This window comes from Micromonospora sp. WMMD735 (assembly GCF_049178995.1).
Taxonomy (GTDB): domain Bacteria; phylum Actinomycetota; class Actinomycetes; order Mycobacteriales; family Micromonosporaceae; genus Micromonospora; species Micromonospora wenchangensis.
On sequence record NZ_JBMHMJ010000002.1, the window covers coordinates 6043461 to 6069646 of the forward strand.

Sequence of the window (26186 nt, forward strand, 5' to 3'; positions counted from 1 at the left end):
CGGGCCGCCGGTCGGAAACCGGCGGCCCTGCGGCTGGCGGGAACGAAGGGATCAGGCGGTCTTGGCCACGCCAACTGGACAAGTCATGCCGTTGGGACCGTGGTTGCAGTAGCCGTTCGGGTTCTTCGTCGGGGCGAGATACTGCTGGTGGTAGTCCTCGGCGAAGAAGTAGTCGCCCAGCGGGGCGATCTCGGTGGTGATCTCACCCTTGCCGGCCCGCGCCACGATCGGCGCGAACGCGTCCCGGGACGCCTGCGCGGTGGCCAGCTGCTCGTCGCTGGTGGTGTAGATCGTCGAGCGGTACTGGCTGCCGACGTCGTTGCCCTGGCGCATGCCCTGGGTCGGGTCGTGGTTCTCCCAGAACACCTTGAGCAGGTCCTCGTAGCTGATCACGGCGGGGTCGTAGACCACCTGGACCACCTCGGCGTGCCCGGTCATCCCCGAACACACCTCCTCGTACGTCGGGTTGGCGGTGTAGCCGCCCGCGTAACCGGCCGAGGTGGTCAGCACCCCCGGCAGGGTCCAGAACAGCCGCTCGGCACCCCAGAAGCACCCCATGCCGAACACGGCGACCCGGGCACCCTCCGGGAACGGGCCCTTCAGCGACGACGGCAGCACCTCGTGCCGGTCCCCGATCGGCATCGCGATCGGGCGGCCGGGCAGGGCCTGGTCGGGGCTGATCATCTCGGCCTTCATGCGGCGAAGGAACACGGTGGAACTCCTCTCGTACCTCTCCCCGCATGCAACACCGGCGGGCCCGGCTTCCTTACCCGCTGCGTCCCGGCTCTCGCCCCCGGGCCCCGCCGAATATCGGCGGGTCTCAGGCCAGGGCGGCGGCGACCCGCCCGGCGTAGGAGTCGGCCTCGGCGTCGTCGGCGTAGCGGGTGCGCGGCCAGAAGAAACCGCGCAGGCCGTCGCCCTTGGTCCTCGGCACCACGTGGGTGTGCAGGTGCGGCACCGACTGGGACACCCGGTTGTTCATCGCCACGAACGTGCCGCCGGCCCCCAGACCGGATTCCACGGCCGCCGCCAGGCGTTGCACCAGGCCGAAGTAGCCGGGCAGGTCGGCCGCCGGCAGGTCGGTCAGGGTGACCAGGTGGGCGCGGGGCACCACCAGGACGTGCCCCTTGAACACGGGCCGGGTGTCCAGGAACGCCACCCCGTCCGGCTCGTCGGCCACCCGGAACGCCGGCACCTCCCCGGCCACGATCTGACAGAACACACACCCGCTCACCCGCGCAGCCTAAAGCCCCACGCGCCCACCCACCACGCGTCGGGGCGCAGGCGCGGGTGAGCCGGGACGGGTTCCGGCCGACCGGTGGGGGCGGCGGACTAACGTCTGCGGGATGAGTCACGGCTTCGAGACGCTCGCCATCCACGCCGGCCAGGACCCGGAGGCCCGCACCGGCGCGGTGATCCCCCCGATCTACCAGACCAGCACGTACGCCCAGGACGCCGTCGGCGCGCCCCGGCAGGGCTACGAGTACAGCCGCTCCGGCAACCCCACCCGCGACGCCCTCCAGGAGTGCCTGGCCGCGCTGGAGGGGGGCCGGGTCGGGCTCGCCTTCGCCAGCGGCCTGGCCGCCGAGGACACCCTGCTGCGGACGGTCTGCTCGCCCGGCGACCACGTGGTGATCCCCGACGACGCGTACGGCGGCACGTACCGGCTGTTCGCCCGGGTCGCCGAGCGGTGGGGGCTGACGTACACCCCGGCGAAGGTCTCCGACGTGGACGCGGTCCGGGCCGCGATCCGCCCCGAGACGAAGATCGTCTGGGTGGAGACGCCGACGAACCCGCTGCTCGGCATCGCCGACATCGCCACCCTGGCCGGGATCGCGCACGAGGCCGGGGCGCTGCTGGCGGTCGACAACACGTTCGCCTCGCCGTACCTGCAGCAGCCGCTCGCGCACGGCGCGGACGTGGTGGTGCACTCCACCACCAAGTACGTCGGCGGGCACTCCGACGTGGTCGGTGGCGCGTTGATCGTCGCCGATCCGACCCTCGGCGACGAGTTGCGCTACCACCAGAACGCGATGGGCGCGATCAACGGCCCGTTCGACGCCTGGCTCACCCTGCGCGGCATCAAGACCCTCGGGGTACGGATGGACCGGCACTGCGACAACGCCGAACGGATCGCCGCCTTCCTCGACGGGCACGCGAAGGTCGCCCAGGTCATCTACCCGGGCCTGCCGTCGCACCCCGGGCACGAGGTGGCCGCCAAGCAGATGCGCCGGTTCGGCGGGATGATCTCCTTCCGGGCCGCCGGGGGCGAGGAACACGCCGTGCAGGTCTGCAACCGGGCCCGGCTGTTCGTCCTCGCCGAGTCGCTCGGCGGGGTGGAGTCGCTGATCGAGCACCCGGGCCGGATGACACACGCAAGTGCTGCCGGCTCGCCGCTTGAAGTTCCCGGCGATCTCGTGCGACTGTCTGTCGGCATCGAGACGGTCGACGACCTGCTCGCCGATCTGGAGCAGGCGCTGGGCTGACCGCGGGCTGGGAAGAGGTGGCCGTGCAGGACATCATGCCGACCTGGGTGGGGGCGACCGCCAAGCAGATCGCCCGGGGGGTACGCCGGGGCGACGTCTCCGCCACCCAGGTCGTCGCCGACCACCTGGACCACGTCGGCCGGGTCGACGGCGCACTGTCCGCGTTCCGGGTGGTCCGGGGCGGCGAGGCGATCACCGAGGCGGAGAAGGTCGACGAGCAGGAGGAGTTGGCCAACCTCCCGCTCGCCGGGGTGCCGGTGGCGGTCAAGGAGAACACCCCGGTCGCCGGCCTGCCCACCTGGAACGGGTCGGTCGCCGCGCGTACCGCGGTGGCGGAGGCCGACCACGAGGTGGTGCGCCGGCTGCGCGGCGCGGGCGCGGTGATCCTCGGGGTGACCCGGATGCCGGAGCTGGGACTCTGGGCGATCACCGACGACGCGACCGCCGTCACCCGTAACCCGTGGGACCTGCGGTACACCCCCGGGGGGTCCTCCGGCGGCGCCGCCGCGGCGGTCGCGGCCGGGCTGGTGCCGATCGCGCACGGCAACGACGGGCTCGGCTCGATCCGCATCCCGGCCGCCTGCTGCGGCCTGGTCGGGCTCAAGCCCGGCCGGGGCGTGGTCCCGTGCCAGCTCGGCGCGGAGGACTGGTTCGGGCTGACCGAGCACGGCATGCTCACCACCACCGTCGCCGACGCCGCCGTCGGCTTCCAGGTGCTCGCCGGGCGTCGCCCCGACAAACTCGTCCCGCCGCCCCGGCTGCGGGTCGGCGTGTCGCTGCGCTCCCCGGTGCGCGGCGTCGCCCCGGACGCCCCCAACCGGGACGCGGTGGCCGCCGCCGGCCGGCTGCTCGCCGCCGCCGGCCACGACACCGTGCCCGCCGACCCGGTCTACCCGACCGCGCTCGGCCTCCAGGGCATCGCCACCTGGCTCGCCGCCGCCGCGTCCGACGTCCGGGCCGCCGGCATCGACCGGCGTGGCCTGCAACGACGCAGCCGCCGGCACGTCGCGCTGGGGGAGTGGGCGCAGCGCCGGGGGTACGTGCGGGAGGCCGACCGGGCCGCCTGGCGGGACCGCTCCGTCGGCTTCTTCACCGACCACGGGATCGACCTGCTGCTCACCCCGGCGCTGGCCGGGCCGCCGCCGGAGGCCACCTCCTGGTCCGGCCGTTCCTGGCTGGCGAACATGCGGACCAACATCCGGTACGCCCCGTTCGCCGCCCCGTGGAACGTCGCCGGCCTGCCGTCGATCGTGGTGCCGGTGGGCCGCCGCCCGGACGGCCTGCCGGTCGCCGCGCAACTGGTCGGCCCGCCCGGCTCGGAGCTGCTGCTGCTCGGGGTGGCCGGGCAGTTCGAGATGCAGGCCCCGTGGGCCCGGCACGCCCCCGGCTATCCCCGGGTCGACACGCCCTCCCCGGCCGTCGGGCCGAGGGCTGGTGGCACGATCGGGGCATGACGGAACTGGTCGACCTCGCCGACGTACGGGCCGCCCGGGAGCTGCTCGCCGGGGTCACCCGGACCACCCCGCTGGAGCCGTCCCGGCCGTTGAGCGCGGCACTGTCCGGGCCGGTGTGGCTCAAGTGCGAGAACCTGCAACGCGCCGGCTCGTACAAGGTGCGCGGCGCGTACGTGCGGATCTCCCGGTTGTCGGCGGCCGAGCGGGACCGGGGCGTGGTCGCGGCCAGCGCCGGCAACCACGCCCAGGGGGTGGCGCTCGCCGCCGGCCTGCTCGGCACCCACGCCACCGTGTTCATGCCGGTGAACGCGCCGCTGCCGAAGGTGGCCGCCACCAAGGGGTACGGCGCGCGGATCGAGCTGATCGGCAACACCGTCGACGAGTCGCTGGTGGCCGCGCAGACCTTCGCGGAGCGGACCGGCGCGGTGTTCATCCACCCGTTCGACCATCCGGACGTGATCGCCGGGCAGGGCACCGTCGCGCTGGAGATCCTCGAACAGTGCCCCGAGGTCGAGACGATCATCACGGGGGTCGGCGGTGGCGGCCTGATCTCCGGGATGGCGGTGGCCGCGAAGGCGCTGCGGCCCGACGTGCGGATCATCGGCGTCCAGGCGGAGAGCGCCGCCGCCTTCCCGCCCTCCCTGGCCGCCGGGGAACCCGTCCGGCTGCCGGCGTTCGCCACGATCGCCGACGGCATCGCGGTCGGCCGGCCCGGGGAGATCACCTTCAACCACGTCCGCAAGCTCGTCGACGAGATGGTCACCGTCGCCGAGGAGGACATCTCCCGGGCGCTGCTGATGCTGCTGGAACGGGGCAAGCAGGTGGTCGAGCCGGCCGGGGCGGTCGGGGTGGCCGCGCTGCTCGCCGGGGCGGTGCAGGTACGGACCCCGACGGTGGCGGTGCTCTCCGGCGGCAACATCGACCCGCTGCTGATGATGCGGGTGATCGAGCACGGCCTCGCCGCCGCCGGCCGCTACCTGCGGGTCACCGTCCGCTGCTCGGACCGGCCCGGTCAGCTCGCCTCGCTGCTCACCGAGATCGCCGAGCACCGGGCGAACGTGGTCGACGTGGAGCACCAGCGGGCCAACCCGCACCTGCGGCTCGGCGAGGTGGAGGTGGCCCTGTCGGTGGAGACCCGGGGCGTCGAGCACTCCGACACGCTGATCAGCGCCCTACGGGCGAGCGGCTACCAGGTGGTCCTCACGGCCGAGGCGTGAGGCGGAGGCGGCGTACCGGGGGACGACGCCGCCGGGTCCGGTGGACCCGGCGGCGGTGCGGCTCAGCCGGAGAACGGCTCGAAGCTGACGATGGTCACCTTGATGTCCGCCCCGCTGGGCGCGGTGTAGGTGCACGCCTGACCGGGGCGACCGCCCAGGATGGCCTTGCCGAGCGCCGACTCGGGGCTGTAGACCGTCAGCTCGGTGGTGGCGGCGATCTCCCGCGACCCGAGCAGGAACGTCTCGGTGTCGCCCTCGTCGTCGTCGAAGTAGATCGTCACGACCATGCCGGGCGACACCACGTCGGCCGTCGGCGCCTCGCCGACCTGGGCGGTGCGCAGCAGCTCCTTGAGGTAGAGGATGCGGCCCTCGGCCTTGCCCTGCTCCTCGCGGGCGGCGTGGTAGCCGCCGTTCTCCCGCAGGTCGCCCTCTTCCCGCCGGGCGTTGATCTCGGCGGCGATGACCGGCCGGTTGGCGATCAGCTCGTCGAGCTCGGCCTGGAGGCGGTCGTGCGCGTCCTGGGACAGCCAGGTGGCGGGCGCCTTGTGGTCATTGGTGGACACAGGCGTACTCCTCGGATGTGCGTGCTGGCTGACAGGTGACTTACCAACCTACCAGTGGCCCGCACTCCCGGGCGTCGTCGATCACCCGGTCGGGCGACGCCGACGGCGGCCCGCCGCGACGCGGGACCCGGTCCCGTCGCCGCTCAGCCGGCCGGACGGCAGCGGACGACCTCGCCGATGAACGGGCGTTCGGTGGTGGTGACCCGGTGCCGGGTGGTGACGTGCCGCTGGCCGGGGGCCGCGGTCACGGTGACCTCCTCGTGGCCCACCTCGGCCCCGGCGTGCGAGCGGGCCCGGACCAGGCACACCGCCGCGCCACCCGCGGGCACCGTCACCCGGAAGTCGACCCGGACGCCGGTGTCGTCGACGTCGGCGTAGGTGATCACCTCGGGCTTGTACTCCGGGTCGCCGTAGCGCTGGTAGAGCTGCGTCGAGGCCAGCACCAACCCGGCGATCAGGACCGCCGCCAGCACCCAGCGCAGCAGGGGACGACGGCGCTCGGGCTCCCGTCGGCGTCCGTACCGGCCGGGCGGGAACACCGGCGCGGCCGAGGGAACTGTGGCGTGCGTCTCGGTCACCGGCGGGTATCTCCTGGCGTTGTTGTCGGCGGCATCGGCAAGAATGACAGGGTCCATCTTCCCAGCCCGGGGCCGAGCACGGCCCGGCAGGTCGGCAACCGCGCCGGCAGGTCACCACGGCAGGTCGGGCGAGCGACCCGGAGCGGGCCGCCGACGGGCACAGACGAGGAGCGCCCACGTTGGCAGAGAAGCTGCGTCTCATGGCCGTGCACGCACACCCGGACGACGAGTCCAGCAAGGGCGCCGCCACCATGGCGAAGTACGTCGCCGAGGGGGTGGACGTGCTGGTCGTGACCTGCACCGGCGGTGAGCGGGGCAGTGTGCTCAACCCCAAGCTGGACCGCCCCGAGGTGTGGGCCGACATCGGCGAGATCCGGCGGGCCGAGATGGACGCCGCGCGGGCCATCCTCGGCGTCGAGCAGGCCTGGCTGGGCTTCGTCGACTCGGGCCTGCCCGAGGGCGACCCGTTGCCGCCGCTGCCCGAGGGGTGCTTCGCCCTCCAGGACGTCGAGGTGGCGGCCGGGCCGCTGGTGAAGCTGATGCGGGAGTTCCGTCCGCACGTCGTCACCACCTACGACGAGGACGGCGGCTACCCGCACCCCGACCACATCATGTGCCACAAGGTCAGCGTGGCGGCGTTCGACGCGGCCGGCGACCCCGACCGCTACCCCGAGCTGGGCACGCCCTGGCAGCCGTTGAAGCTCTACTACGACATCGGCTTCTCCAAGGGCAAGATCACCGCCCTGCACGAGGGCATGCTGGCCGCCGGCCTCACCTCGCCGTACGACGAGTGGCTCAAGCGGTGGGACGAGCGGCCGGACAAGGGCACCCGGATCACCACCCGGGTCGAGTGCGCCGAGTACTTCCCGGTCCGTGACGACGCCCTGCGCGCCCACGCCACCCAGGTCGACCCGGACGGCTTCTGGTTCCACGTGCCGATGGAGCTGCAGCAGCGCGCCTGGCCGACCGAGGATTTCCAGCTCGTCCGCTCGACGGTCGACTCCCCGCTGCCGGAATCCGACCTGTTCGCCGGGGTACGCGAAGCCGTCCATGCCGGCTGACCGGGGTGCGGGGCTACGCTGACACTCCACCGCACATCGGAGAAGACACCATGCTGAACGCTGTCCAGGTGCTCGCGGAGAACAACTTCGGGGACACCCGCACGGGCGGCCTGGCCGGGCCGATGGGCCTCTTCCTCATCGTGCTCCTCGGCACCGCCACCGTCCTGCTCATCCGCAACATGAACGCCCGGCTGCGCCGGCTGCCCGAACGGTTCCCCCACCAGGGTGGTCCGGTCGGGACCGATTCGTCGGCCACCGGCCCGTCGGACGGGACGACGGGGCAGGAATCACGTACGAACCCGTCCAGCGGCCACCAGCAGCCCTGAGTGGGGTGACCGAAGCGTGAATCACGCCGATCCGGGTCGTCGCCCCCTGTTGCGGCCACCCGGATTGGCTTAGCCTTCCGCCGGGGGACGTAAGTCCCTGAGCCGTGCGCGGGAGGGGGTGCCATGACCGTCGTAGCCGCGTTCGTCCGTCGCGCCGTCGACGGCCCCGCGGACGGAGCCGGGCGGTGACCTCCGGCAGGGCCGGCGCGTCCGACGACGGGTCGACGCCGCCGGAGACTCCGCTGCGGGTGCGCGTCCTCACCCTCGCCGTGGCGGTGACCGCCCTGGTGGCGGTGCTGGTCGGCCTGCGCCTGCCCACCGCCCTGCCGGCCGACGACCCGCTCCCGGCCGTCGCCCGGTTCGGCATCGTCGTCGCCGTGTTCGCCCTGGCCCAGCTCGCCCGGCTACGGTTCCGCACCGCCACCGGCATGGTGAGCATCACCTGGGGCGAGGCCGCCCTGATCGTCTGCCTCTACCTGGCGCCGGCCGGCTGGCTGCCGGCCGCCGCGCTGCTCGGCACCGGCGCGGCCTGGACGGCGATGTCGCTGGCCGCCGACCGTCGCCCCCCGGTGGAGCTGGTCCGGATCGCCGCCGCGCTGACCGCGGCCACCGCGCTCGCCGTGGTCGTCGCCACCGCGCTGGGTGAGCCGTTCCTGGCCGGTCCCACCCCGACGCTCGTACCCGCCCTCGTCGCCGGTGCGGTCACCTACCTGCTCACCACCGCCGGGCTGGGCGGGGCCACCCTGGCCCTGCGGCACGGGGTGGCGGTCGGCCCGGCACTGCTCGTCGCGCTGCGCGGCAAGGTGCTCATGTTCGTCGGAAACGTGCTGGTCGGGCTGGTCGTGGTCGCGTTGCTGGAGATCGACCCGCGCTGGCTGCTGCTGCTCCCGCCGCTGCTCTGGCTGCTCCAGCAGACCTACCGGCACCGGCTGCGCGCCGACCAGGAACAGCGCACCTGGCGCGCGTTCGCCGAGGCCACCGCCGCCCTCAACCAGCTCGACGAGCGGGGGGTGGCCACCGCCGCGGTGACCGGGGCGCTGGCCCTGTTCGGCGCGGACCTGGTCGACGTCGACGTGGTCCGGGGGGACGGCCGGTGGCGGCGCTACCGGGGTGACTCGTCGGGCCGCGTCCGCGACCGGCAGGCCGGGCCACCCACGGGGGCGGCCCCGGACGCCCACGAACTCGTCAGGCCGCTGGCCGTCGGGGACGTCCAGGTCGGGCAGATCCGGGTCCGGTTCCCCGTCTCCGGGCCGCCCGACGACCGGGAACGGGACGCGCTGGCGGCGTACTCCGACGCCCTGGCCGCCGCCCTGCACGACGCGGCCACCCACCGGGAGCTGCGGCTGGTCAGCGCCCGCTCGTCGTACGACGCGGTGCACGACGCGTTGACCGGGCTGGCCAACCGCACGGCCATGCTGAGCAAGGGTGACCAGGCGTTGCGGCAGCTCGCCCACGACCACCCGGTGGCCCTGCTGCTGCTCGACATCGACCAGTTCAAAGAGGTCAACGACACCCTCGGGCACGCCGCCGGTGACCAGTTGCTGCGGCTCACCGGCAACCGGCTGGGCACCCTGGCCCGTCCCGGTGACCTGCTCGCCCGCCTCGGTGGCGACGAGTTCGCGCTGCTGCTGACGTCGGTGCCGGTGATCGGCGACCGGGCCGCCCCGATGGCGTACGCGCTGCGGCAGGCCCGGGAGATCGCCGAGCGGCTGGCCGCGCCGACCGAGGTGGCCGGGGTGCGGATGTCGGTGGAGGTCTCGGTGGGGGTGGTGGTGGCCGGGGCGGGCACCGCCGACCTGACCGAGCTGCTGCGCCGGGCCGACATCGCCATGTACCAGGCGAAGGAGGGCGGCGGCAGCGTCGCCGCGTACGACAGCACCCGGGACGCCGCCAGCACCGACCAGTTGGCCCTGCTGGCCGAGCTGCGGGAGGCGTTGCAGGCCGACGACCAGCTGGTGCTGGCCCTGCAACCGGCGGTCGACCTGGCCACCGGCGCACCGACCGGGGTGGAGGCGCTGATCCGCTGGCAGCATCCCCGGCGGGGCTGGCTCGGCCCGGCCGACTTCATCCGCCCGGTGGAGAACAGCGAACAGCTCGGCACCTTCACCCGGTACGTGCTGGACAAGGCGCTGTCGGTCGCCGCCGGGTGGGCCCGGGACGGGTTGGACGTGCCGATCTCGGTGAACCTCTCGGCGCGCAGTCTGCTCGACCCCCGGCTGCCGGCGGAGATCGCCGACGCGCTGCGCCGGCACCAGGTGCCGCCGCACAAGCTGGTTCTGGAGATCACCGAGACGGTGGTGATGAGCGAGCTGGAGGTGATCGACGAGGTGCTGGCGAACCTGCGCAGGATGGGCGTCCAGTTGGCCGTCGACGACTTCGGCACCGGCTTCTCGTCGCTGTCGTTCGTGACCCGGATCGCCGTGGACGAGCTGAAGGTGGACCGCTCCTTCGTGATCCGGATGGCCGACTCGCCGGAGGCGGCGGCGATCGTCCGGGCCACCGTCGGGCTCGCCCACGAGCTGGGGTTGCGGGTGGTCGCCGAGGGGGTGGAGACGGCCGAGCAGCGGGCCGCGCTGGTCGCGTTGGGCTGCACCGCCGCCCAGGGTTACCACTTCTTCAAGCCGATGCCCGCCGACAAGATCGGCGCGGTGCTCGGCTCGCTGCGTGACTCCGCCGAGTCGAACGTCTTCCCGCTGCGCGCCGACGGCGTCTCCTGACCGCGCCGCACCCCGCAGGCCGGCGCGGCCCCGCCCGCCGGCACGGTCGGTCGGTCGGTCGTGATCGACTCAAGGGCGCCGATGTAGCGGTATCCCGGCACCGGGATACCGCTACATCGGCGACATGGTGAGCAGCGCCGGCCGGTCCGGGGCGGGCGTGGCGGGTCGGTCAGCCCCGGGAGACCACCTCGCCGACGACGGTGGGCATCGCCGCCCAGTCGGCCGACGCGACGCTGGCGTGGGCGGCGGCGAGTTGGGCGAGACGGGCGCGGGCGGCCGTGACGTCGGTGTTGCCGACCGCCGGGGGGACGTTCTGCGCGTCGGTCATCACCAGCAGGTAGTGGTTGGTGTCGTACCAGGAGGTGTCGATGCCCCCGGTGACGTACGCGCTGGCGTCACCGTCGAACAGGACGAACCACGGGCGCAGGCTGGTGTCGGCGTACCTGGTGCGCGGGTCGCCGGACTGGGCCCGGTGCACCGCCGGGAACGCCTGCGCCTGACCGAGGGTGCCGGCCGCCGACAGGCCGGCCAGGTGCTGGGCGTACTCGATGTCGGTCCAGAGGGTGTCGGTGGGATTGCCCTCCTCGACGGTGCCGGGGATCAGCTCCACGATCACCTTCCCGGCGAGCTGCCCCCGCGTCGGCCAGGCGTTCGCGCGGGCGGCGGCGTCCAGGGTGGCGTACCCGCCGCGCAGGTCGGCGGGGCGGAACACCCGGCTGCCCAGCCGGGCGGCGAGCACCGCGTCGAGCTGCACCGGCCCCTGCCCGGTACGGCTGCTGAAGCCGGTCTTCAGCTCCAGTTTGAGCTGGAGCGGCCCGGCGTCGGGGTGGGCGTCGAACCAGAGCCGGATGTCGTCCAGGCAGTTTTCCAGATTCTTGTTGCGGGTGCCGGTGTAGAGCTGCGCGGGGGTGGTGGCGGCGACGCAGTTGTTGTCGTTGCCCAGCGGGTTGGAGTGGCTGACCCGCCACTGCTTGGTGATGATGTCCGGCCAGACGTCCAGCTCGATCATTCCGGGGCGGGCGTCGAGCGCCTGCGCCAGATAGGTGTACGTCCCGCGTTCGTACGCGTTGTGCGTGCCGACCACGGTGGTCGCCGAGACCCGGGTGCCGGGGTCCACGGCGGCCGAGGCGGGAGCGGCGGTGCTGAACACCGCCGCGACCACCGCGACCGACGTGAGTGCCGACAGGAGACGGGAACCGCGCATGGGTACCTCCTCGCAGGGCGGTGCCGATCACCGCACCCGCACAGATCAAAGACGATGAATGTGAACGAGGGAAGGCCCGGTTCCGGCGGGACGGTTGCCCCGGCGGGTGCGCCCGGCGGTGGATAGGGTCGTCGGGTGAACCGACTCGCCCAGGCCACCTCGCCGTATCTGCTCCAGCACGCCGACAACCCGGTCGACTGGTGGCCGTGGTGCGACGAGGCGTTCGCCGAGGCGAAACGACGCGACGTCCCGGTGCTCATCTCGGTCGGCTACGCCGCCTGCCACTGGTGCCACGTGATGGCCCACGAGTCGTTCGAGGACGAGACGGTCGGCGCGCTGGTCAACGCCGGCTTCGTGGCGGTCAAGGTGGACCGGGAGGAACGGCCCGACGTCGACGCCGTCTACATGACCGCCACCCAGGCGATGACCGGCCAGGGCGGGTGGCCGATGACGGTCTTCGCCACCCCCGACGGCACGCCGTTCTTCTGCGGCACCTACTTCCCGAAGCCCAACTTCGTCAGGCTGCTGGAGTCGGTCGGCACCGCGTGGCGGGAGCAGCGGGAGGCCGTACTGCGGCAGGGGGCCGCGGTGGTCGAGGCGATCGGCGGGGCCCAGGCCGTCGGCGGTCCCACCGCCCCGCTCACCGCCGGACTGCTCGACGCCGCCGCCGACCAGCTCGCCGCCGAGTACGACGAGACCAACGCCGGCTTCGGGGGCGCACCGAAGTTCCCGCCGCACATGAACCTGCTGTTCCTGCTCCGGCACCACCGACGGACCGGCTCGGCGCGCAGCCTGGAGATCGTCAGGCACACCGCCGAGGCGATGGCCCGGGGTGGCCTGCACGACCAGCTCGCCGGCGGGTTCGCCCGCTACTCGGTGGACGCCCACTGGACGGTGCCGCACTTCGAGAAGATGCTCTACGACAACGCCCTGCTGCTGCGGGTCTACACCCAGCTGTGGCGGCTCACCGGCGACCCGCTGGCCCGCCGGGTGGCCCGGGACACCGCCCGCTTCCTCGCCGACGAACTGCACCGCCCCGGCGGGGGTTTCGCCTCCGCGCTCGACGCCGACACCGACGGGGTGGAGGGCCTCACCTACGTCTGGACCCCGGCGCAGCTCGTCGCGGTGCTCGGCGAGGACGACGGCCGCTTCGCCGCCGACCTGTTCGACGTCACCGAGGTCGGCACCTTCGAACCCCGCCCGGCCGCCGGGTCGGACGGTGGCGCGGACGCGGCCGGGCACGGCACCGCCGGCACCAGCGTGCTGCGGCTGGCCCGGGACGTCGACGACGCCGACCCGGAGATCAGGGACCGTTGGCGCAGCGTGGTGGGCCGGCTGCTGGCCGCCCGGGACACCCGCCCCCAACCGGCCCGCGACGACAAGGTGGTGGCCGCCTGGAACGGCCTGGCGATCACCGCGCTCGTCGAGTTCCTCCAGGTCGTCGCGGTCCGGGTGACCTCCGACGACGAGGACGCCAACCTGATGGACGGGATCGCCATCGTCGCCGACGGGGCGCTGCGCGACGCCGCCACCCACCTGGCCGACGTGCACCTGGTCGACGGTCGGCTGCGGCGGGCCTCCCGCGACGGCGTCGTCGGCGAACCGGCCGGCGTGCTGGAGGACTACGGCTGCGTCGCCGAGGCGTTCTGCGCGCTGCACCAGCTCACCGGCGAGGGACGCTGGCTGGAACTGGCCGGTGGCCTGCTCGACGTCGCGCTGGCCCGGTTCGCGGCCGGAGACGGCGGGTTCTACGACACCGCCGACGACGCCGAACGGCTGGTCGCCCGGCCGGCCGACCCGACCGACAACGCCACCCCGTCGGGCCGGTCGGCGATCGCGGCGGCGCTGACCGCGTACGCGGCGTTGAGCGGGGAGACCCGCTACCGGGAGGCGGCCGAGGTGGCCCTGTCGACGGTCGCGCCGATCGTCGGCCGGCACGCCCGGTTCACCGGGTACGCGGCCACCACCGGGGAGGCGCTGCTGTCCGGGCCGTACGAGATCGCGGTGGTCACCGACGACCCGGCCGGGGACCCGCTGGTCGCCGCCGCGCACCGGCACGCCCCACCCGGCGCGGTGGTGGTCGCCGGCCGGCCCGACCAGCCAGGCGTGCCGCTGCTCGCCGACCGGCCGCTGCTCGACGGGCGGCCCACCGCGTACGTCTGCCGGGGGTTCGTCTGCCAGCGGCCGGTGACCTCGGTCGACGACCTGGTCGCCCAGCTCACCTGACTGGTCGGCCCTACTCCGGCGGGCCGCCGGCCGCCGGAGTGGCCTGCGTCGTCCGGCGGCCGTTCCCCGCTGAGGATCCACCTGACCCCGGTCCCTCCGGCGGTCCGCCCGGGCTCCGGGCCGTCGGGTGCACGGCCGCCCGGCCAGGGACGGGTGGCCCTCGGGTCGGCCGGCGGGCCGGCCCGGTTAGGCTGGCGGCGCTATGGACTCCCGTACCGGTCTGCCCGTCGTCGGCATGGTGGGTGGCGGCCAACTGGCCCGGATGACCCACCAGGCCGCCATCGCCCTCGGCCAGTCACTGCGTGTGCTGGCGCTCGCCCCCGACGACGGTGCCGCGCTCGTCGCCGCCGACGTGCAGTACGGCGACCACACCGACGTCGCCGCGCTGCGCACCTTCGCCAAGGGCTGCGACGTGGTCACCTTCGACCACGAGCACGTCCCGACCGAGCACATCCGCACCCTCGCCGCCGAGGGGGTGAAGCTGTTCCCGCCCGCCGACGCGTTGCTGCACGCCCAGGACAAGCGGGTGATGCGGGAACGGCTCGGCGCGCTCGGTGCCCCCAACCCGGCGTGGCGGCCGGTGGACGACCCGGCGGACCTGCTCGCCTTCGGCGCGGAGCACGGCTGGCCGGTGGTGCTCAAGGCGGCCCGGGGCGGCTACGACGGGCGCGGCGTGTGGCTGGTCGACGACGCCGGGCAGGCCGCCGAACTGGCCGCGACCCTGCTCGCCGGGGGCACCTCGCTGCTCGTCGAGGAGCGGGTGCCGCTGCGCCGGGAGCTGGCGGTGCAGGTGGCCCGCTCGCCGTTCGGGCAGGTCGCCGTCTATCCGGTGGTGGAGACCGTGCAGCGGGACGGGATCTGCGTCGAGGTGCTCGCCCCCGCGCCCGACCTGGCGGAGGAGTCCGCCGTCGCCGCCCAGCAGCTCGCCATCGACCTGGCCACCGCGCTCGGCGTGGTCGGCCTGCTGGCGGTGGAGCTGTTCCAGACCGACACCGGGCTGGTCGTCAACGAGCTGGCGATGCGCCCGCACAACTCCGGGCACTGGACCATCGAGGGGGCCCGGACCTCCCAGTTCGAGCAGCACCTGCGGGCGGTGCTCGACTACCCGATGGGGGACACCTCGCTCGCCGCCCCGGTGGTGGTGATGGCGAACGTGCTCGGCGGTGAGCCGGGCGGGATCTCCCTCGACGAGCGGCTGCACCACCTCTTCGCCGCCGAGCCGGGCGCCCGGGTCCACCTGTACGGCAAGCAGGTCCGGCCCGGCCGCAAGATCGGGCACGTCACGGTGCTCGGCAACGACCTGGACGACGTACGGGCGCGGGCGGCGCGGGCCGCCCGCTGGCTGCGGGAGGGGCGCGGGTGAGCACCGTCGGGCTGATCATGGGCAGCGACTCGGACTGGCCGGTCATGAAGGCCGCCGCCGCCACCCTGGACGAGTTCGACGTCCCGTACGAGGTGGCGGTGATCTCCGCGCACCGCACCCCGGTCAAGATGATCGAGTACGGCCGCGACGCCGCCGACCGGGGACTCAAGGTGATCATCGCCGGGGCGGGCGGGGCCGCCGCGCTGCCCGGCATGGTCGCCTCGGTGACCCCACTGCCGGTGATCGGGGTGCCGGTGCCGCTCAAGCACCTGGACGGGATGGACTCGCTGCTGTCCATCGTGCAGATGCCGGCGGGGATCCCGGTGGCCACCGTGTCGATCGGCAACGCCCGCAACGCCGGCCTGCTCGCGGTCCGCATCCTGGCCGCGACCGACCCGGCCCTGCGCGCCCGGATGACCGCCTTCCAGGCTGACCTGGAGGATCTGGTCGCCGAGAAGGACGCCGCCCTCCGCGCCTCCCTGACCTGACCCTGAGGCGGGACCGCCCGCGAGGCGGGGCCGCCCCCGCGCGGGGCCGCCCCCGGGCGGGCCGCCCTTCGGGCCAGGCAGCCCGCGCAATGGGGCCGATGTTGCGGTATCCGGCCCCGTCGATACCGCAACGTCGTCCCAAGCGAGTCGATCACCATGCTCGGCCCCGGGCTGTTCCGGCCGGGGCGTGATCGCCCGGTCCACCCCTGGCCGCGATGCGCCCGCCCACGACCGCCCGGCCCACCGAGCCCGACCACGTCCGACCCCGCCGTGACCCTCCGATCTCACCGCATGGAGCGCAGGGCGGTCTGGAGCCGGTCTTGGGCGCGGCGGCGGCGTTCGTTGCTCGCCCCGAGCACCAGCAGGACCAGGCCGACCGGAATGAGCACCAGCCACGGGCCGAGGCTGAACAGGGCGTGCACCGCCGCGATCGCGGTCACCGCCGCGCCGACGATGACCGGGGCCTGCTGCCGGCTGGTCGAGCCGTACACCAGCACCGCGACCGCGCCGAGCAGCAGCAGCACCTGACGCAGCATGCTGGAGTCGGTGGCCAGCACGATCGCCAGCGTCGGCACGAACGCCGCGACCAGCGCCGGGCCGTACGCCACCCAGCTCGACAGGTCGGGGCGGTCGCGCAGTTCGAGGATGCCGACCAGCAGGGCGAGCGCCGCGAACGGCAACGTGTACGCCTCGGGCAGCGCCACGTCGGCGACCCGCATCATGATCCACCAGGCGATGATCTCGCAGGCGACCACCGCCCAGAACAGGATGCGGCGTTCCACCGGTCGCCGCCCCGGCCGGACGGCGGCCACCCCCAGCACGGCACCCCAGGCAGCGAGCAGAGCGGCGATGTGCCGGGGCGAGTCGAACGCCAGCGCCAGGGCGATGAGCGCTGCGGCGTACCCGCTCCACTCGACGGTGGCGGCCTCCCGGTGCGCCTCGGGCCGCCGCAGCCGGGGCAGCGTCGCGGCGAACACCTGCAACGCCGCGCCCACCGCGAGCACCCCGAACGCCGACCAGACGGCGGGGAAGCCGGCCACCAGACCGGCGGTGAGCACGAAGAGCTGCGCCATCAGTGAGGCGAACAGCCAGCCGAGGATGCGGGCCCGCCCGGTGGTGCCGAAGAGCGCGGCGACCACCCCGACGCCGACCGCGCCACCGAGAGTGAACAGGGTCAGCCCCTCGCTGGCGAGACTGCCGGCCAGCCCCGCGCCGCCGCCGGCCAACCCGATGACGAAGACCAGCACCCGGGCCAGCCGCAGCGACCGGGCCCGCTCGGCCAGCGGGGGCGGCGGGGTCAACGCGAGCCCCAGCATCGAGATGGTGAAGACGGCGAGGGCGGCCAGGGCGTTCTGCGGCCAGGCCATCCCCAACGCGATCGGGGTGATCAGCAGCGTCACCGCGAGACCGGGCAGCACCACCGGCACCGCCCGGGACCGGCGGCCACCGGCCAGCCCGGTGGCGGCCAGCGCGGCGGTGCCGGTGAGCAGCAGCGCGGTCAGCACGTGCGTCGGGTCCACCAGTTCCGGTGGCGGGGTCCGCAACTGCGGCGGTGGCCCCTGCCAGACGTGGGCGAGCATCCGGTGCGGCTCCACCAGCGCCACGAACAGCAGCGGCGCGAGGGAGATCAGGGCCAGCACGGTGGGCACGGCCGCCGCCGCCAGCGCCCCGGCGGCCGGGTCGATCCGCCAGCGTCGTTGCGTGCCGTCGTCGGGCAGCCGGCGCAGCGCGCCGTCCAGCAGGACCGCCCAGCGGCGTACCGGCCGGGCGGACCCGACCGGTGGCACGGTCGCCGCCCGGACCAGTTCGGCGAGGACCCCGAGCAGCGCCGCCGCGGCGGCGAACACCCCGGACGGGAGGTCGACGAAGATGGCGGCCACGGCGCTGACGGTCGCCCCGCCGGCGACCGCCGCGCTCGCGTACGGCAGATACTGCGGGACCTGCCGGCGGACGGCGGCCACCGCGGCGAGCCCGAAGCTGGACGCGGCCAGCGCGGCGGTCAGCACCACCTGCGCGCCGTGGCCGAACTCGGCGGCGAGCGCGGCGACCGCGCCGGGGAGCGCGAGCAGTGCGGCGGCGGTCGCCAGGCCACCGATCTGCACCAGGTGCGGCGGCATCCCCTCGGTCTCGACGTCCTCGACCAGGGAGGGGGCCAGGGACCGGGCCATCGCCGCCACGGTCAGGCCGATCAGTGCGATGCCGCCCAGGGCGAGCGCGGTGGTCCACGGGCGCACCAGCCCGGCCCCGGCGGCGTGCAGCGCGACCACCCCGGCCACGGTGGCCCGGGACAGCCCGGCGCGCGGGTCGGCGGAGGCCACCGCGGCGGTGCCGAAGACGGTGGCGACGGTCAGCCCCACCAGGACTGGCGACCACCACGGCAGGTCGAAGGCGGCCGGAACGCCGACGGTGGCCAGCACCACGCCGACCCCGGCCACGTCGTACTTCCACGGGGTGGGGAGCAGGATCGCGGCAGCCAGCGCGAGCAGCGCCAGCGCGACGGGGGCCTGCCAGGTCGAGCCGCCGGTCGGCGCAGCCGGCCAACCGGTGAGGTCACCGGCCCAGATCGGACCCGGGGTGGCCAGCACACCCACCCCGCCGCGCAGCGCCGACCAGCCGGCCAGCACCCCGATCAGGGCGGCGCCGACGGCGATGCCGAGCACCGGCCCGCGCCGCCACTCCTCGGGCATCGCCCGCGCGGCGACGGCGACCACCAGCACCAGCACGGCGGCGACCGCGAGTTGCCCGCCGGGTGAGATGACCGCCGTGATCCGGGCGAGGGTGGCGATCAGCGCCGTGGTGACGGCGGCGGCGGCCAGGTCGGCGCCGTCCAGCGCCAGATCCGAGCGGCGACGTGCGTCGATCCGGCCGGCGAAGAGCAGCAGCGCGGTGGCGATCAGCACGAGCGTACCGAGCCAGGCGTCGGCGGCGGTCCGGCCGGGGGCGAAGAAGGCGGCCCCGATCACCGCCAGCGCGCCCAGCCCGGTGCCGACGGCGTGCGGCAGGCTCAGGTGCCGCTGGGACACCTGCATCATCGCCGCATAGCCGAGGGTGACGCAGACGGCGAGGAACCCCGCCGCGAGGATCGGCACCGTCAGCTCCCGCAGCACCGCGGGGGTGAGCACCGGCCCGGACGGCTCGGTGGCCGCGACGAACGCGGTGACCGCGCCGGGCAGCGCGAGCGCCGCGCCGCCGGCTGCCCAGCCGGAGAGGACGTCGGCGGCGGCCGGGGCGATCCGGACCCGGGGCGCGAGCGCCACCAGCACGCCGGCCAGCATCAGCACGGCCAGGGCGGCGGCGGTCAGCGCCGGTCGGCTCAGCGCGGCACCGGCCCCGAGGAACCCGACCACGGTGGCGGACCCCGCGTGCACCACCGCCGCCCGGGTGGTGCCGGCCCAGAGCCCGGCCACGCCGATCGCGACCGCCGCCAGCACCATCGGCCAGGGTGCCGTCGCCCAGCCCAGACCCAGCGAGGCGGGCACCGCCAGCGCGGTCAGCCCCGCGCCGACCACCGCGAACTCGCGGCGGATCTCCGGCGGCAGGGCGAGCACCGCCGCGATGGTGAGCAGCAGGGCGCTGGCGGCGAGCTGCCCGGCGGACGGACCGGCCGCCGCCACCACCTCGCCGGGGAACGCGGTCAGGTCGGCCCGCCAGGCGGGCAGCGCCGCCTGGACCGGCGCCAGCCCGGCCCGCAGCGCACCGCCGGCCACCACCAGGCCGCTGACGGTCAGCGCCGCCGCGGAGGCGAGCTGCGGCCCCCGCCGGGCGGCTTCCGGTACGGCCCGCACGGCCAGCCCGGTCACCGTGATGACCGCGGCGATCAGCAGCAGCGCCCGGCCCGGGAAGGCCACCGAGGCGACCCGTCCCAGCGCGCCGATCACGGCCAGGGTGAGGATGCCGGCGCCCACGTCGGGCAACGGTGGGCGGCGCAGCAGCAGGGTGCCGGCCAGGCCCACCGCCGCAGCCAGCAGCAGCGCCGCGCCGGCGGCGGTGGCCGCCGGTACGGTCTGCGCCCGCAGCAGCGCGGTGACCGCGTACGCCAGGGCGAGGGCCACCGCCACCCCGTGCAGCAGCCAGGTCGTCTGGGCCAGCCACGGCACCGGCCGGGGGGCGCCGCCCGGGGTGGCCGCCGTGCCGTCGAGCACCTCGCCCGACTCCTCGGGTGCTCCCTCCGGCCGGCCGTCCGGGGCGACCCGCTGCCGGGGCGGCCCGGCCGGCCGGTCGGGGGTGGATTCCGGCGCGGCCGGCCGTTCCCGCATGATGCCGGAGCGGACCAGCGCGAGGTCGAGCACGGCCACCACGGTGAGCACCACCGCCCAGCCGGTCGGGCCGCTGATCCATTCGTAGACGAGCAGCGGCACCACGGGTTGGGCGGCCAGCACCGCCGCGAACCGGGGTGCCCGCAGGCCGGTGCCCAGCGCGTAGGCGAGGGCGACGCCGGTGGTCAGCGCGAAGATCACCCCGGAGAAGACCGCCCCGGACGCCCCGATCCGGTCGACCGCCCACAGCGCGTACCCGGCCAGCGGCACCAGCAGCAGGCCGACCGTGGAGATCGTCTCGGCGGTGGAGGTCAGCCCCCGGCGGGCCAGCACCGGCGGGGCGAGCAGCAGCAGGACGGTGGCGACCAGCAGGATGCCGAGCCGGGCGAGGGCGTCCATCGAGCTGGTCGCGACGGCGGCGAAGACCACCGCGGCCACGGCCAGCACCAGCGCGCCCAGCCCGAGCGGGATGTTCTGCACCTCCCGGGAGGAGGCCTCGGCCGGGTGTTCCGGGTTGTCCACGCCCAGCCAGGTCGCGGTCCGGTACGGCGGTGGGAGCGGCGGTTCGTCGGGGCCGGCCGGCCCGGTGGGGGCACCCTGCCGGGGCACCCGGGGCGGTGCCCCGGTGGTGGCGGTGGGCGGTCGCCGGTCCGCCTTGCGGCGTAACACCCGGCGCGGCCGGGTGGCCTGCTTGATGCGTTCCTCACCGGCGTGGGCGAGGATGTCCCGCTGGAAGAGGGCGGCCTGCATCTTGGCGGCGATCTGCCGCTGCTCCCGGGCGATCTCGGCGTCGCGGGCCTTCATCTCGGCGATGGAGCGTTCGATCTCGGCCAGGTGTTCGCGCCACTGCGGTTGCTCGGCCCCGCAGTTGGGGCAGCGGGCCGCCGGCTTGATCTGCCGCCCGCACGAGGAGCACTGGAAGCTCTCCACGACATCCCTCCACCCGGCCGGACGCACTGTGGACGCCGCCCCCACGCAGCATGCCCTGAGCGGGCGTGGATTTCGACACCTGCCGCTCCGTTAGGGGTACAAAAAACGCGCCGGCGGGGAGGATCACCTCCCGCGCCGGCGCGTCGCGGTGTCGTCAGGGGCGACCCATGCCCCGGTACTCCCAGCCGGCCTGCGTCCACAGTGCCGCGTCGAGGCAGTTGCGGCCGTCGACGACCCGACGGCCGGCGGCCAGCTCGCCGAGGGCGACCGGGTCGGCGTTGCGGAAGTCGGCCCACTCGGTGAGCACGCAGACCAGGTCGGCCCCGGAGACGGCGTCGTTCACGCTGGACTCGTAGACCAGTTCGGGGGCGACCCGGCGGGCGTTCTCGGTGCCCTGGGGGTCGTACACGTGCACGTCGGCGCCGGCCTTGGCGAGCAGCGCGGCGACGGCGAGGGCCGGGGCGTCGCGGACGTCGTCGGTGTTGGGTTTGAAGGTCGCGCCGAGCACCGCGATCCGGGTGCCGGAGAAGTCCGGGCCGGCCGGGCCGGAGCGGCGGCCGAGCAGGTCGGCGGCGAGCTGGAGGACCCGGGTGCGGCGACGCAGGTTGATCAGGTCGACCTCGTGCAGGAAGCGCAGCGCCTCACCGGCGCCCAGCTCCTGGGCGCGGGCCTGGAAGGCGCGGATGTCCTTGGGCAGGCACGCGCCGCCGAAGCCGAGTCCGGCCTGGAGGAACCGGTTGCCGATCCGGGGGTCGTAGCCGATGGCGCGGGCGAGCTGGGTGACGTCGCCGCCGCTGGCCTCGCAGACCTCGGCCATCGCGTTGATGAAGGAGATCTTGGTGGCGAGGAAGGCGTTCGCGGCGACCTTGACCAGTTCGGCGGTGGCGAAGTCGGTGACCACCAGCGGAACCTCCCGGTCCTCGGTGGCGGCCAGGTCGAAGACGCCCTTGTGGGCGGCGTAGAGCATGGCGTTGGCCCACTCGGTCTTGACGCCGACCACGATCCGGTTGGGACGCAGCACGTCGTCGACGGCGAAGCCCTCCTGGAGGAACTCGGGGCTCCAGGCCACCTCGACGCCCAGGTCGTCCGGGGTGTGCTTGCCGACGAGCTGCTCCACCCACTCGGCGGTGCCGACCGGCACGGTGGACTTGCCGACGATCAGCGCCTTGCGGGTGAGCTGCTGGGCCAGGGCGGTCACCGAGGCCTCGACGTACGACAGGTCGGCGCCCATGCCGTCGGCCCGCTGCGGGGTGCCGACGCAGATGAAGTGCACGTCGCCGAACTCGGCGGTCTCGGCGATGTCGGTGGAGAACCGCAGCCGGCCGGCGGCCAGGTTGCGCCGCAGCAGCTCGTCGAGGCCCGGCTCGTGGATCGGCACCTCGCCCGCGTTCAGCTTGGCGATCTTGTCGGCGTCGACGTCGAAGCCGAGCACCTCGTAGCCCAGTTCGGCGTAGCAGATGGCGTACGTCGCGCCGAGGTAGCCGGTGCCCAGGAACGTCACCCGGGGACGCGGCGCACCCGAGGGGGGCGCCACCGGGGAGATGGTCGGCGCCGGCTGGATGTTCGGGTACGGGATCGTCACGCCTGTCTTCTCCGCTCGCACTGGCGGCGCTTCACTGCGTCGCAATCGGCTGCGGCGCCTGGCCGGGCACCGATGGAAAACCTGTCGTTCGGTCAGCGTAGTTGTGCGCTGTCGACGCCTGCCCGGCACGATCCTACCGGCCGGTAACGTGGTGGGGAACCACGATGGCTATCCTTCAGTCTGCGGCAGTCGGCGGCCTGGAGACGGCACACAGACTGCGCATGATAGCGGTGAAAGGGGAGGGCCGACATGGCCGCAGAACAGACGTTCGACGTCTACCGGTTGCCCGAGGAGCACGACGCGGTCCGTGAGGCGGTCCGCGAGGTCTGTGCCGCCAAGGTGGCCCCGCACGCGGCCGAGGCCGACGAGACGGGGGAGTTCCCCAAGTCCTCGTACGACGCCTTGCGGGCCGCCGACTTCCACGCCCCGCACATCCCCGTCGAGTACGGCGGGGCCGGCGCGGACGCCCTGGCCACCGCGATCGTCATCGAGGAGGTGGCGCGGGCGTGCGCCTCGTCGTCGCTGATCCCGGCGGTGAACAAGCTGGGCACGATGCCGCTGATCCTGGCCGGCTCCGAGGAGTTGAAGCAGCGGTACCTGACCCGGGTCGCCTCGGGTGAGGGGATGTTCTCGTACTGCCTGTCGGAGCCGGAGGCGGGCAGTGACGCGGCGTCGATGACGACGCGGGCGGTGCTTGACGGTGATCACTGGGTGCTCAACGGGGTGAAGCGGTGGATCACCAACGCCGGCGTCTCCGAGTTCTACACGGTGTTCGCGGTGACCGACCCGGCGGCGCGGTCGCGGGGGATCTCCGCGTTCGTGGTGGAGAAGTCCGACCCGGGGGTGAGTTTCGGCGCTCCGGAGAAGAAGCTCGGCATCAAGGGCTCCCCGACGCGGGAGGTCTACCTCGACAACGTGCGGATCCCGGCGGACCGGATGATCGGCGCGGAGGGCACCGGGTTCGGTACGGCGATGCGGACCCTGGACCACACCCGGGTCACCATCGCCGCCCAGGCCGTCGGGATCGCCCAGGGGGCTCTGGACTACGCCAAGGGCTACGTGCAGGAGCGCAAGCAGTTCGGTAAGCCGGTCGCCGAGTTCCAGGGCATCCAGTTCATGCTCGCCGACATGGGCATGAAGTTGGAGGCCGCCCGCCAGTTGACCTACGCGGCGGCCGGGAAGTCCGAACGTGGTGACGCGGACCTGACCTACTTCGGCGCGGCGGCGAAGTGTTTCGCCTCGGACGCGGCGATGGAGATCACCACCGACGCCGTACAACTGCTCGGCGGATACGGCTACACCCGCGACTACCCGGTCGAGCGGATGATGCGCGACGCCAAGATCACCCAGATCTACGAGGGCACCAACCAGGTGCAGCGGATCGTCATGGCCCGCCAGCTCCTCAAGGACTGACCGCCCTGACGGTCAGCGGGTGAGGCCGACGGTGGTGGCGAGGCGGGCCACGTCGGCGGCCGGCGGGCCGCTGCGGGCGATCTCGGCGACGAGGGTACGCGCGGCGGGGCGGTAGCGGACCTCGGCGGGCGCGATGTGTCGGCGTCGATCAGCGTACGACCGGCGGCGGCGAGGTCACCGGCGTCGAGGTAGGCGCGGGCGGCGTCGACGAGGTGTGCCGCCCGATACTCGACGGGAAGCCGCCGCCAGTCCTCGCGGCCGAGCGCCTTCTCGTGGTGGTAGACGGCCTCGGCCGTGTCACCGAGGCGTTGAGCGGTCAGGAAACGGGCCAGCAGCACGGCGACGGGACCGAACGCGGTGTGGTGCGGGTCGTCGTCGCCCGTACACCTGTCGGCGAGGACGCTGGCGTGGCCGATCAGGTCGTCGGCGCGGCGGCCGTCACCGCAGCCGGCGGCGGCCAGCGCGGCCTGGAGGAAGAGCGTCCCCCGTACCGCGTCGTCGGCAGCGGTGCCGATGGCGGCGACGGCGGCGGTGAGGGCGAGCCGGTCGCGGCCGAGCGCGCGCAGCGCCTGGGCGACCGCGATGGTGGCGGTGCCGGCACGGACCGGGTCGCCCACGGCGGCGGCGACGGCCCGGTCGGCGGCGAGCCAACCGAGGTCGGCCTCGCCGAGCTTGACCAGCACCGAGGCGGTGATCCGGTACGCGGACACCAGCGGTCCCGGGCTGGCATGGGCGGCGTCGAGCAGGCTGGGCAGGGCCCGGAGCAGTTGCGTGTAGTGGGCGTGCTGGTAGCTGAGCCAGGCGTGCGCGATGTGCCGTTGCACCTCGGCGGGCGACACCGTTCGGGCCGGCGGCTGGTGGTAGCGGGCCAGGGCGGCGCGGACCGCGTCCACCCCGTCGAGGCCGACGGCCACCGTCGGTAGCGGCCGGCGGGGGTCGAGCAGGACGGCCGGGTCGAGGCGCAGCACCTCGGCGATCTCCTGGACGGTCGAGTACCGGTCCAGGCTTCGTACGCCGCGTTCGACCTTGTCCACCCAGCTCTTCGACTTGCCGAGCCGGTCGGCGAGCATCTGCTGGGTCATCCGGCGGCGTACCCGCCAGCGGGCCACCCGCCGGCCGATCGGCAGCTCGTCGACGTCGGGCCGGGTCGGCCGGGTCACCGGTCCCGCTCCACCGGCGGGGGTGCGGCCACGGTGGTGGACTCCCCGCAGCGCGGACACCACCTCGACTTGACCCGGAACGCCAGCAGCCCGACCAGGAAACCCGGCACCAGGCCCCCGAACACGATCGATACCACTTCAGATTTCATGATCACTCTTACCTTGGGGCAAGCGGGGCTGCGAGCTGCGCAGATAGCCCTGAGTGAGCGTTTCCGCACTGACCCAAAGTTAGCGCACTAACTTTGGGTCAGTAAAGGATCTAATTGTTCTAACTTTCGGATCATGAACCTTCGACATTGTTTGCTGCGCCTGCGGAGACGTGGTCGACTTAACCGTGAGCAGGTGCGTCCACGTAGAGGGGTCATCCATGACCGGCAGGGAGCCGCCCAACTATCAGCGCGTCGTTGATGACCTGCGACAGCGGATCCTTGGCGGTGAACTGTCCTCTGGGGACAAGCTGCCCACCGAGAGGGAACTCCAGCAGCGCTGGGGCTTCTCCAGCACCGTCATCAAGCACGCCCTCACCATGCTCCGCAGCGAAGGGCTCATCGAAGGCCGACGGGGATCGGGCAACTACGTCCGCAACCGCACACCGCTCGTGCGTCGCGCCCACTCCCGGGACTTGCGCAACCGTATCGGCAGCACGTCACCGTTCGCCCGGGACAGCGAAGCCGCAGGCAAGCAACCGAGCTGGGATTCCGAGAGCAGGAAGATTCCCGCGACGCCCCGCATCGCCGAACGGCTCGGCATTCAGCCCGGCGACACCGTCATGCACACCAGGTACCGCTACCTGGCCGACGGAGTCCCGATACAACTTGCCGACTCGTACGAGCCGCTGGCCCTCACCGGCGGTACGCCGATCGAGTACCCCGAGCGAGGTCCGATCATCGGCGTGGTCGCCCGGATGGATTCCATCGGCGTGACGATCGACCGGTTCGTGGAAGAGGTGACGACCAGGCAGGCGATGCCCGAGGAAGCTGCCGCCCTCGAACTCGACCGGCGCGGCGGCAGGTGGGTGATCGAAGTCGAGCGCACCTACTTCGCCGGGCAGGCCGCAGTGGAAACCGCCGACATCGTGTTTCCTGGTGACCGCTACCGACTCGTCTACGAGTTGCCCGTCGATCCCTGGTCGCCGTCCGACTGAGCCAGAACCGGCCTGACC

Annotated in this window: 20 protein-coding genes; 11 read left to right on the forward strand and 9 right to left on the reverse strand. The window is 73.9% G+C overall.

Going from position 1 to position 26186, the window contains the following annotated elements; translation table 11 throughout:
- Positions 1–51: 51 nt before the first annotated feature.
- Complete coding sequence (msrA, locus tag ACN268_RS26545) at positions 52–711, reverse strand: peptide-methionine (S)-S-oxide reductase MsrA (protein ID WP_421485602.1); 660 nt, start codon at positions 709–711, stop codon at positions 52–54.
- Positions 712–820: 109 nt separating this feature from the next.
- The gene (locus tag ACN268_RS26550; RefSeq protein ID WP_421485604.1) at positions 821–1234 is read right to left on the reverse strand and encodes an HIT family protein; all 414 of its coding nucleotides are present in this window, start codon (positions 1232–1234) and stop codon (positions 821–823) included.
- A gap of 112 nt (positions 1235–1346) precedes the next feature.
- Here ACN268_RS26550 and ACN268_RS26555 point away from each other — a divergent pair, with 112 nt between their 5' ends.
- From ACN268_RS26555 to ilvA, 3 genes are read left to right on the forward strand one after another with little or no spacing between them, the layout of a single operon-like run.
- Positions 1347–2486, forward strand: coding sequence for a cystathionine gamma-synthase (locus tag ACN268_RS26555; RefSeq protein ID WP_421485606.1), 1140 nt, complete (start codon positions 1347–1349; stop codon positions 2484–2486).
- A 17-nt stretch (positions 2487–2503) separates the two neighbouring features.
- Positions 2504–3940 (forward strand): amidase, encoded by a 1437-nt coding sequence (locus ACN268_RS26560; protein WP_204928280.1) that lies wholly within the window; start codon positions 2504–2506, stop codon positions 3938–3940.
- Positions 3937–5157, forward strand: a complete 1221-nt coding sequence (gene ilvA / locus ACN268_RS26565) for a threonine ammonia-lyase (protein ID WP_421485608.1) — start codon at positions 3937–3939, stop codon at positions 5155–5157. The genes ACN268_RS26560 and ilvA overlap by 4 nt, the downstream gene beginning before the upstream one ends.
- A gap of 62 nt (positions 5158–5219) precedes the next feature.
- On the opposite strand, the gene greA is transcribed toward ilvA, so the two are convergent.
- Positions 5220–5720, reverse strand: coding sequence for a transcription elongation factor GreA (gene greA / locus ACN268_RS26570; RefSeq protein WP_204928278.1), 501 nt, complete (start codon positions 5718–5720; stop codon positions 5220–5222).
- Positions 5721–5863: 143 nt separating this feature from the next.
- On the reverse strand, positions 5864–6298 hold the full coding sequence (locus ACN268_RS26575) for a DUF4307 domain-containing protein (protein ID WP_421485609.1): 435 nt from the start codon (positions 6296–6298) through the stop codon (positions 5864–5866).
- A 179-nt stretch (positions 6299–6477) separates the two neighbouring features.
- On the opposite strand from ACN268_RS26575, the gene mca reads away from it, so the two are divergent.
- The 3 genes from mca to ACN268_RS26590 all read left to right on the forward strand — a co-directional run bounded on the left by mca (position 6478) and on the right by ACN268_RS26590 (position 10402).
- Positions 6478–7359 carry a mycothiol conjugate amidase Mca gene (gene mca / locus ACN268_RS26580; RefSeq protein ID WP_421485611.1) on the forward strand — a complete coding sequence of 294 codons (882 nt, stop codon included), beginning with the start codon at positions 6478–6480 and terminating at the stop codon, positions 7357–7359.
- A 50-nt stretch (positions 7360–7409) separates the two neighbouring features.
- On the forward strand, positions 7410–7685 hold the full coding sequence (locus ACN268_RS26585; RefSeq protein ID WP_204928275.1) for a hypothetical protein: 276 nt from the start codon (positions 7410–7412) through the stop codon (positions 7683–7685).
- A 242-nt stretch (positions 7686–7927) separates the two neighbouring features.
- Positions 7928–10402 carry a putative bifunctional diguanylate cyclase/phosphodiesterase gene (locus ACN268_RS26590; protein WP_421487004.1) on the forward strand — a complete coding sequence of 825 codons (2475 nt, stop codon included), beginning with the start codon at positions 7928–7930 and terminating at the stop codon, positions 10400–10402.
- 169 nt (positions 10403–10571) lie between these two features.
- On the opposite strand, the gene ACN268_RS26595 is transcribed toward ACN268_RS26590, so the two are convergent.
- Positions 10572–11606 carry a phosphatidylinositol-specific phospholipase C domain-containing protein gene (locus ACN268_RS26595; protein ID WP_421485613.1) on the reverse strand — a complete coding sequence of 345 codons (1035 nt, stop codon included), beginning with the start codon at positions 11604–11606 and terminating at the stop codon, positions 10572–10574.
- 135 nt (positions 11607–11741) lie between these two features.
- Here ACN268_RS26595 and ACN268_RS26600 point away from each other — a divergent pair, with 135 nt between their 5' ends.
- The 3 genes from ACN268_RS26600 (at position 11742) to purE (ending at position 15683) form a co-directional block, all read left to right on the forward strand.
- A complete protein-coding gene (locus ACN268_RS26600; RefSeq protein WP_421485614.1) occupies positions 11742–13832 on the forward strand; it encodes a thioredoxin domain-containing protein in 2091 nt (696 codons plus the stop codon).
- Between the two features lie 202 nt (positions 13833–14034).
- Positions 14035–15195, forward strand: a complete 1161-nt coding sequence (locus tag ACN268_RS26605) for a 5-(carboxyamino)imidazole ribonucleotide synthase (RefSeq protein ID WP_421485616.1) — start codon at positions 14035–14037, stop codon at positions 15193–15195.
- Positions 15192–15683, forward strand: coding sequence for a 5-(carboxyamino)imidazole ribonucleotide mutase (gene purE / locus ACN268_RS26610; RefSeq protein ID WP_204956508.1), 492 nt, complete (start codon positions 15192–15194; stop codon positions 15681–15683). The genes ACN268_RS26605 and purE overlap by 4 nt, the downstream gene beginning before the upstream one ends.
- Before the next feature lie 284 nt (positions 15684–15967).
- On the opposite strand, the gene ACN268_RS26615 is transcribed toward purE, so the two are convergent.
- Both ACN268_RS26615 and ACN268_RS26620 read right to left on the reverse strand, forming a co-directional pair.
- Positions 15968–20869: an SCO7613 C-terminal domain-containing membrane protein gene (locus ACN268_RS26615; protein WP_421485617.1), complete on the reverse strand. Its 4902-nt coding sequence runs from the start codon at positions 20867–20869 to the stop codon at positions 15968–15970.
- Between the two features lie 154 nt (positions 20870–21023).
- On the reverse strand, positions 21024–22451 hold the full coding sequence (locus ACN268_RS26620) for a UDP-glucose dehydrogenase family protein (protein ID WP_204928269.1): 1428 nt from the start codon (positions 22449–22451) through the stop codon (positions 21024–21026).
- Between the two features lie 249 nt (positions 22452–22700).
- Between ACN268_RS26620 and ACN268_RS26625 the strand changes: the two genes are divergently transcribed.
- On the forward strand, positions 22701–23864 hold the full coding sequence (locus tag ACN268_RS26625; protein WP_421485619.1) for an acyl-CoA dehydrogenase family protein: 1164 nt from the start codon (positions 22701–22703) through the stop codon (positions 23862–23864).
- Here the strand turns inward: ACN268_RS26625 and ACN268_RS26630 are convergent.
- Complete coding sequence (locus ACN268_RS26630) at positions 23804–25024, reverse strand: helix-turn-helix domain-containing protein (protein WP_421485621.1); 1221 nt, start codon at positions 25022–25024, stop codon at positions 23804–23806. The genes ACN268_RS26625 and ACN268_RS26630 overlap by 61 nt on opposite strands.
- Positions 25021–25173, reverse strand: a complete 153-nt coding sequence (locus tag ACN268_RS26635; protein WP_421485623.1) for a hypothetical protein — start codon at positions 25171–25173, stop codon at positions 25021–25023. The genes ACN268_RS26630 and ACN268_RS26635 overlap by 4 nt, the downstream gene beginning before the upstream one ends.
- A 218-nt stretch (positions 25174–25391) precedes the next feature.
- Here ACN268_RS26635 and ACN268_RS26640 point away from each other — a divergent pair, with 218 nt between their 5' ends.
- Positions 25392–26168 carry a GntR family transcriptional regulator gene (locus ACN268_RS26640; protein WP_421485625.1) on the forward strand — a complete coding sequence of 259 codons (777 nt, stop codon included), beginning with the start codon at positions 25392–25394 and terminating at the stop codon, positions 26166–26168.
- Positions 26169–26186 lie beyond the last annotated feature (18 nt).

What these genes read in the sequence shown, in the direction of transcription:
- ACN268_RS26585 (WP_204928275.1), top strand. Translation starts at nt 7,410, where the DNA reads ATGCTGAACGCTGTCCAGGTGCTCGCGGAGAACAACTTCGGGGACACC.
- ACN268_RS26635 (WP_421485623.1), bottom strand. Translation starts at nt 25,173, where the DNA reads ATGAAATCTGAAGTGGTATCGATCGTGTTCGGGGGCCTGGTGCCGGGT.
- ACN268_RS26625 (WP_421485619.1), top strand. Translation starts at nt 22,701, where the DNA reads ATGGCCGCAGAACAGACGTTCGACGTCTACCGGTTGCCCGAGGAGCAC.
- ACN268_RS26640 (WP_421485625.1), top strand. Translation starts at nt 25,392, where the DNA reads ATGACCGGCAGGGAGCCGCCCAACTATCAGCGCGTCGTTGATGACCTG.
- ACN268_RS26605 (WP_421485616.1), top strand. Translation starts at nt 14,035, where the DNA reads ATGGACTCCCGTACCGGTCTGCCCGTCGTCGGCATGGTGGGTGGCGGC.
- ACN268_RS26555 (WP_421485606.1), top strand. Translation starts at nt 1,347, where the DNA reads ATGAGTCACGGCTTCGAGACGCTCGCCATCCACGCCGGCCAGGACCCG.
- ilvA (WP_421485608.1), top strand. Translation starts at nt 3,937, where the DNA reads ATGACGGAACTGGTCGACCTCGCCGACGTACGGGCCGCCCGGGAGCTG.
- ACN268_RS26595 (WP_421485613.1), bottom strand. Translation starts at nt 11,606, where the DNA reads ATGCGCGGTTCCCGTCTCCTGTCGGCACTCACGTCGGTCGCGGTGGTC.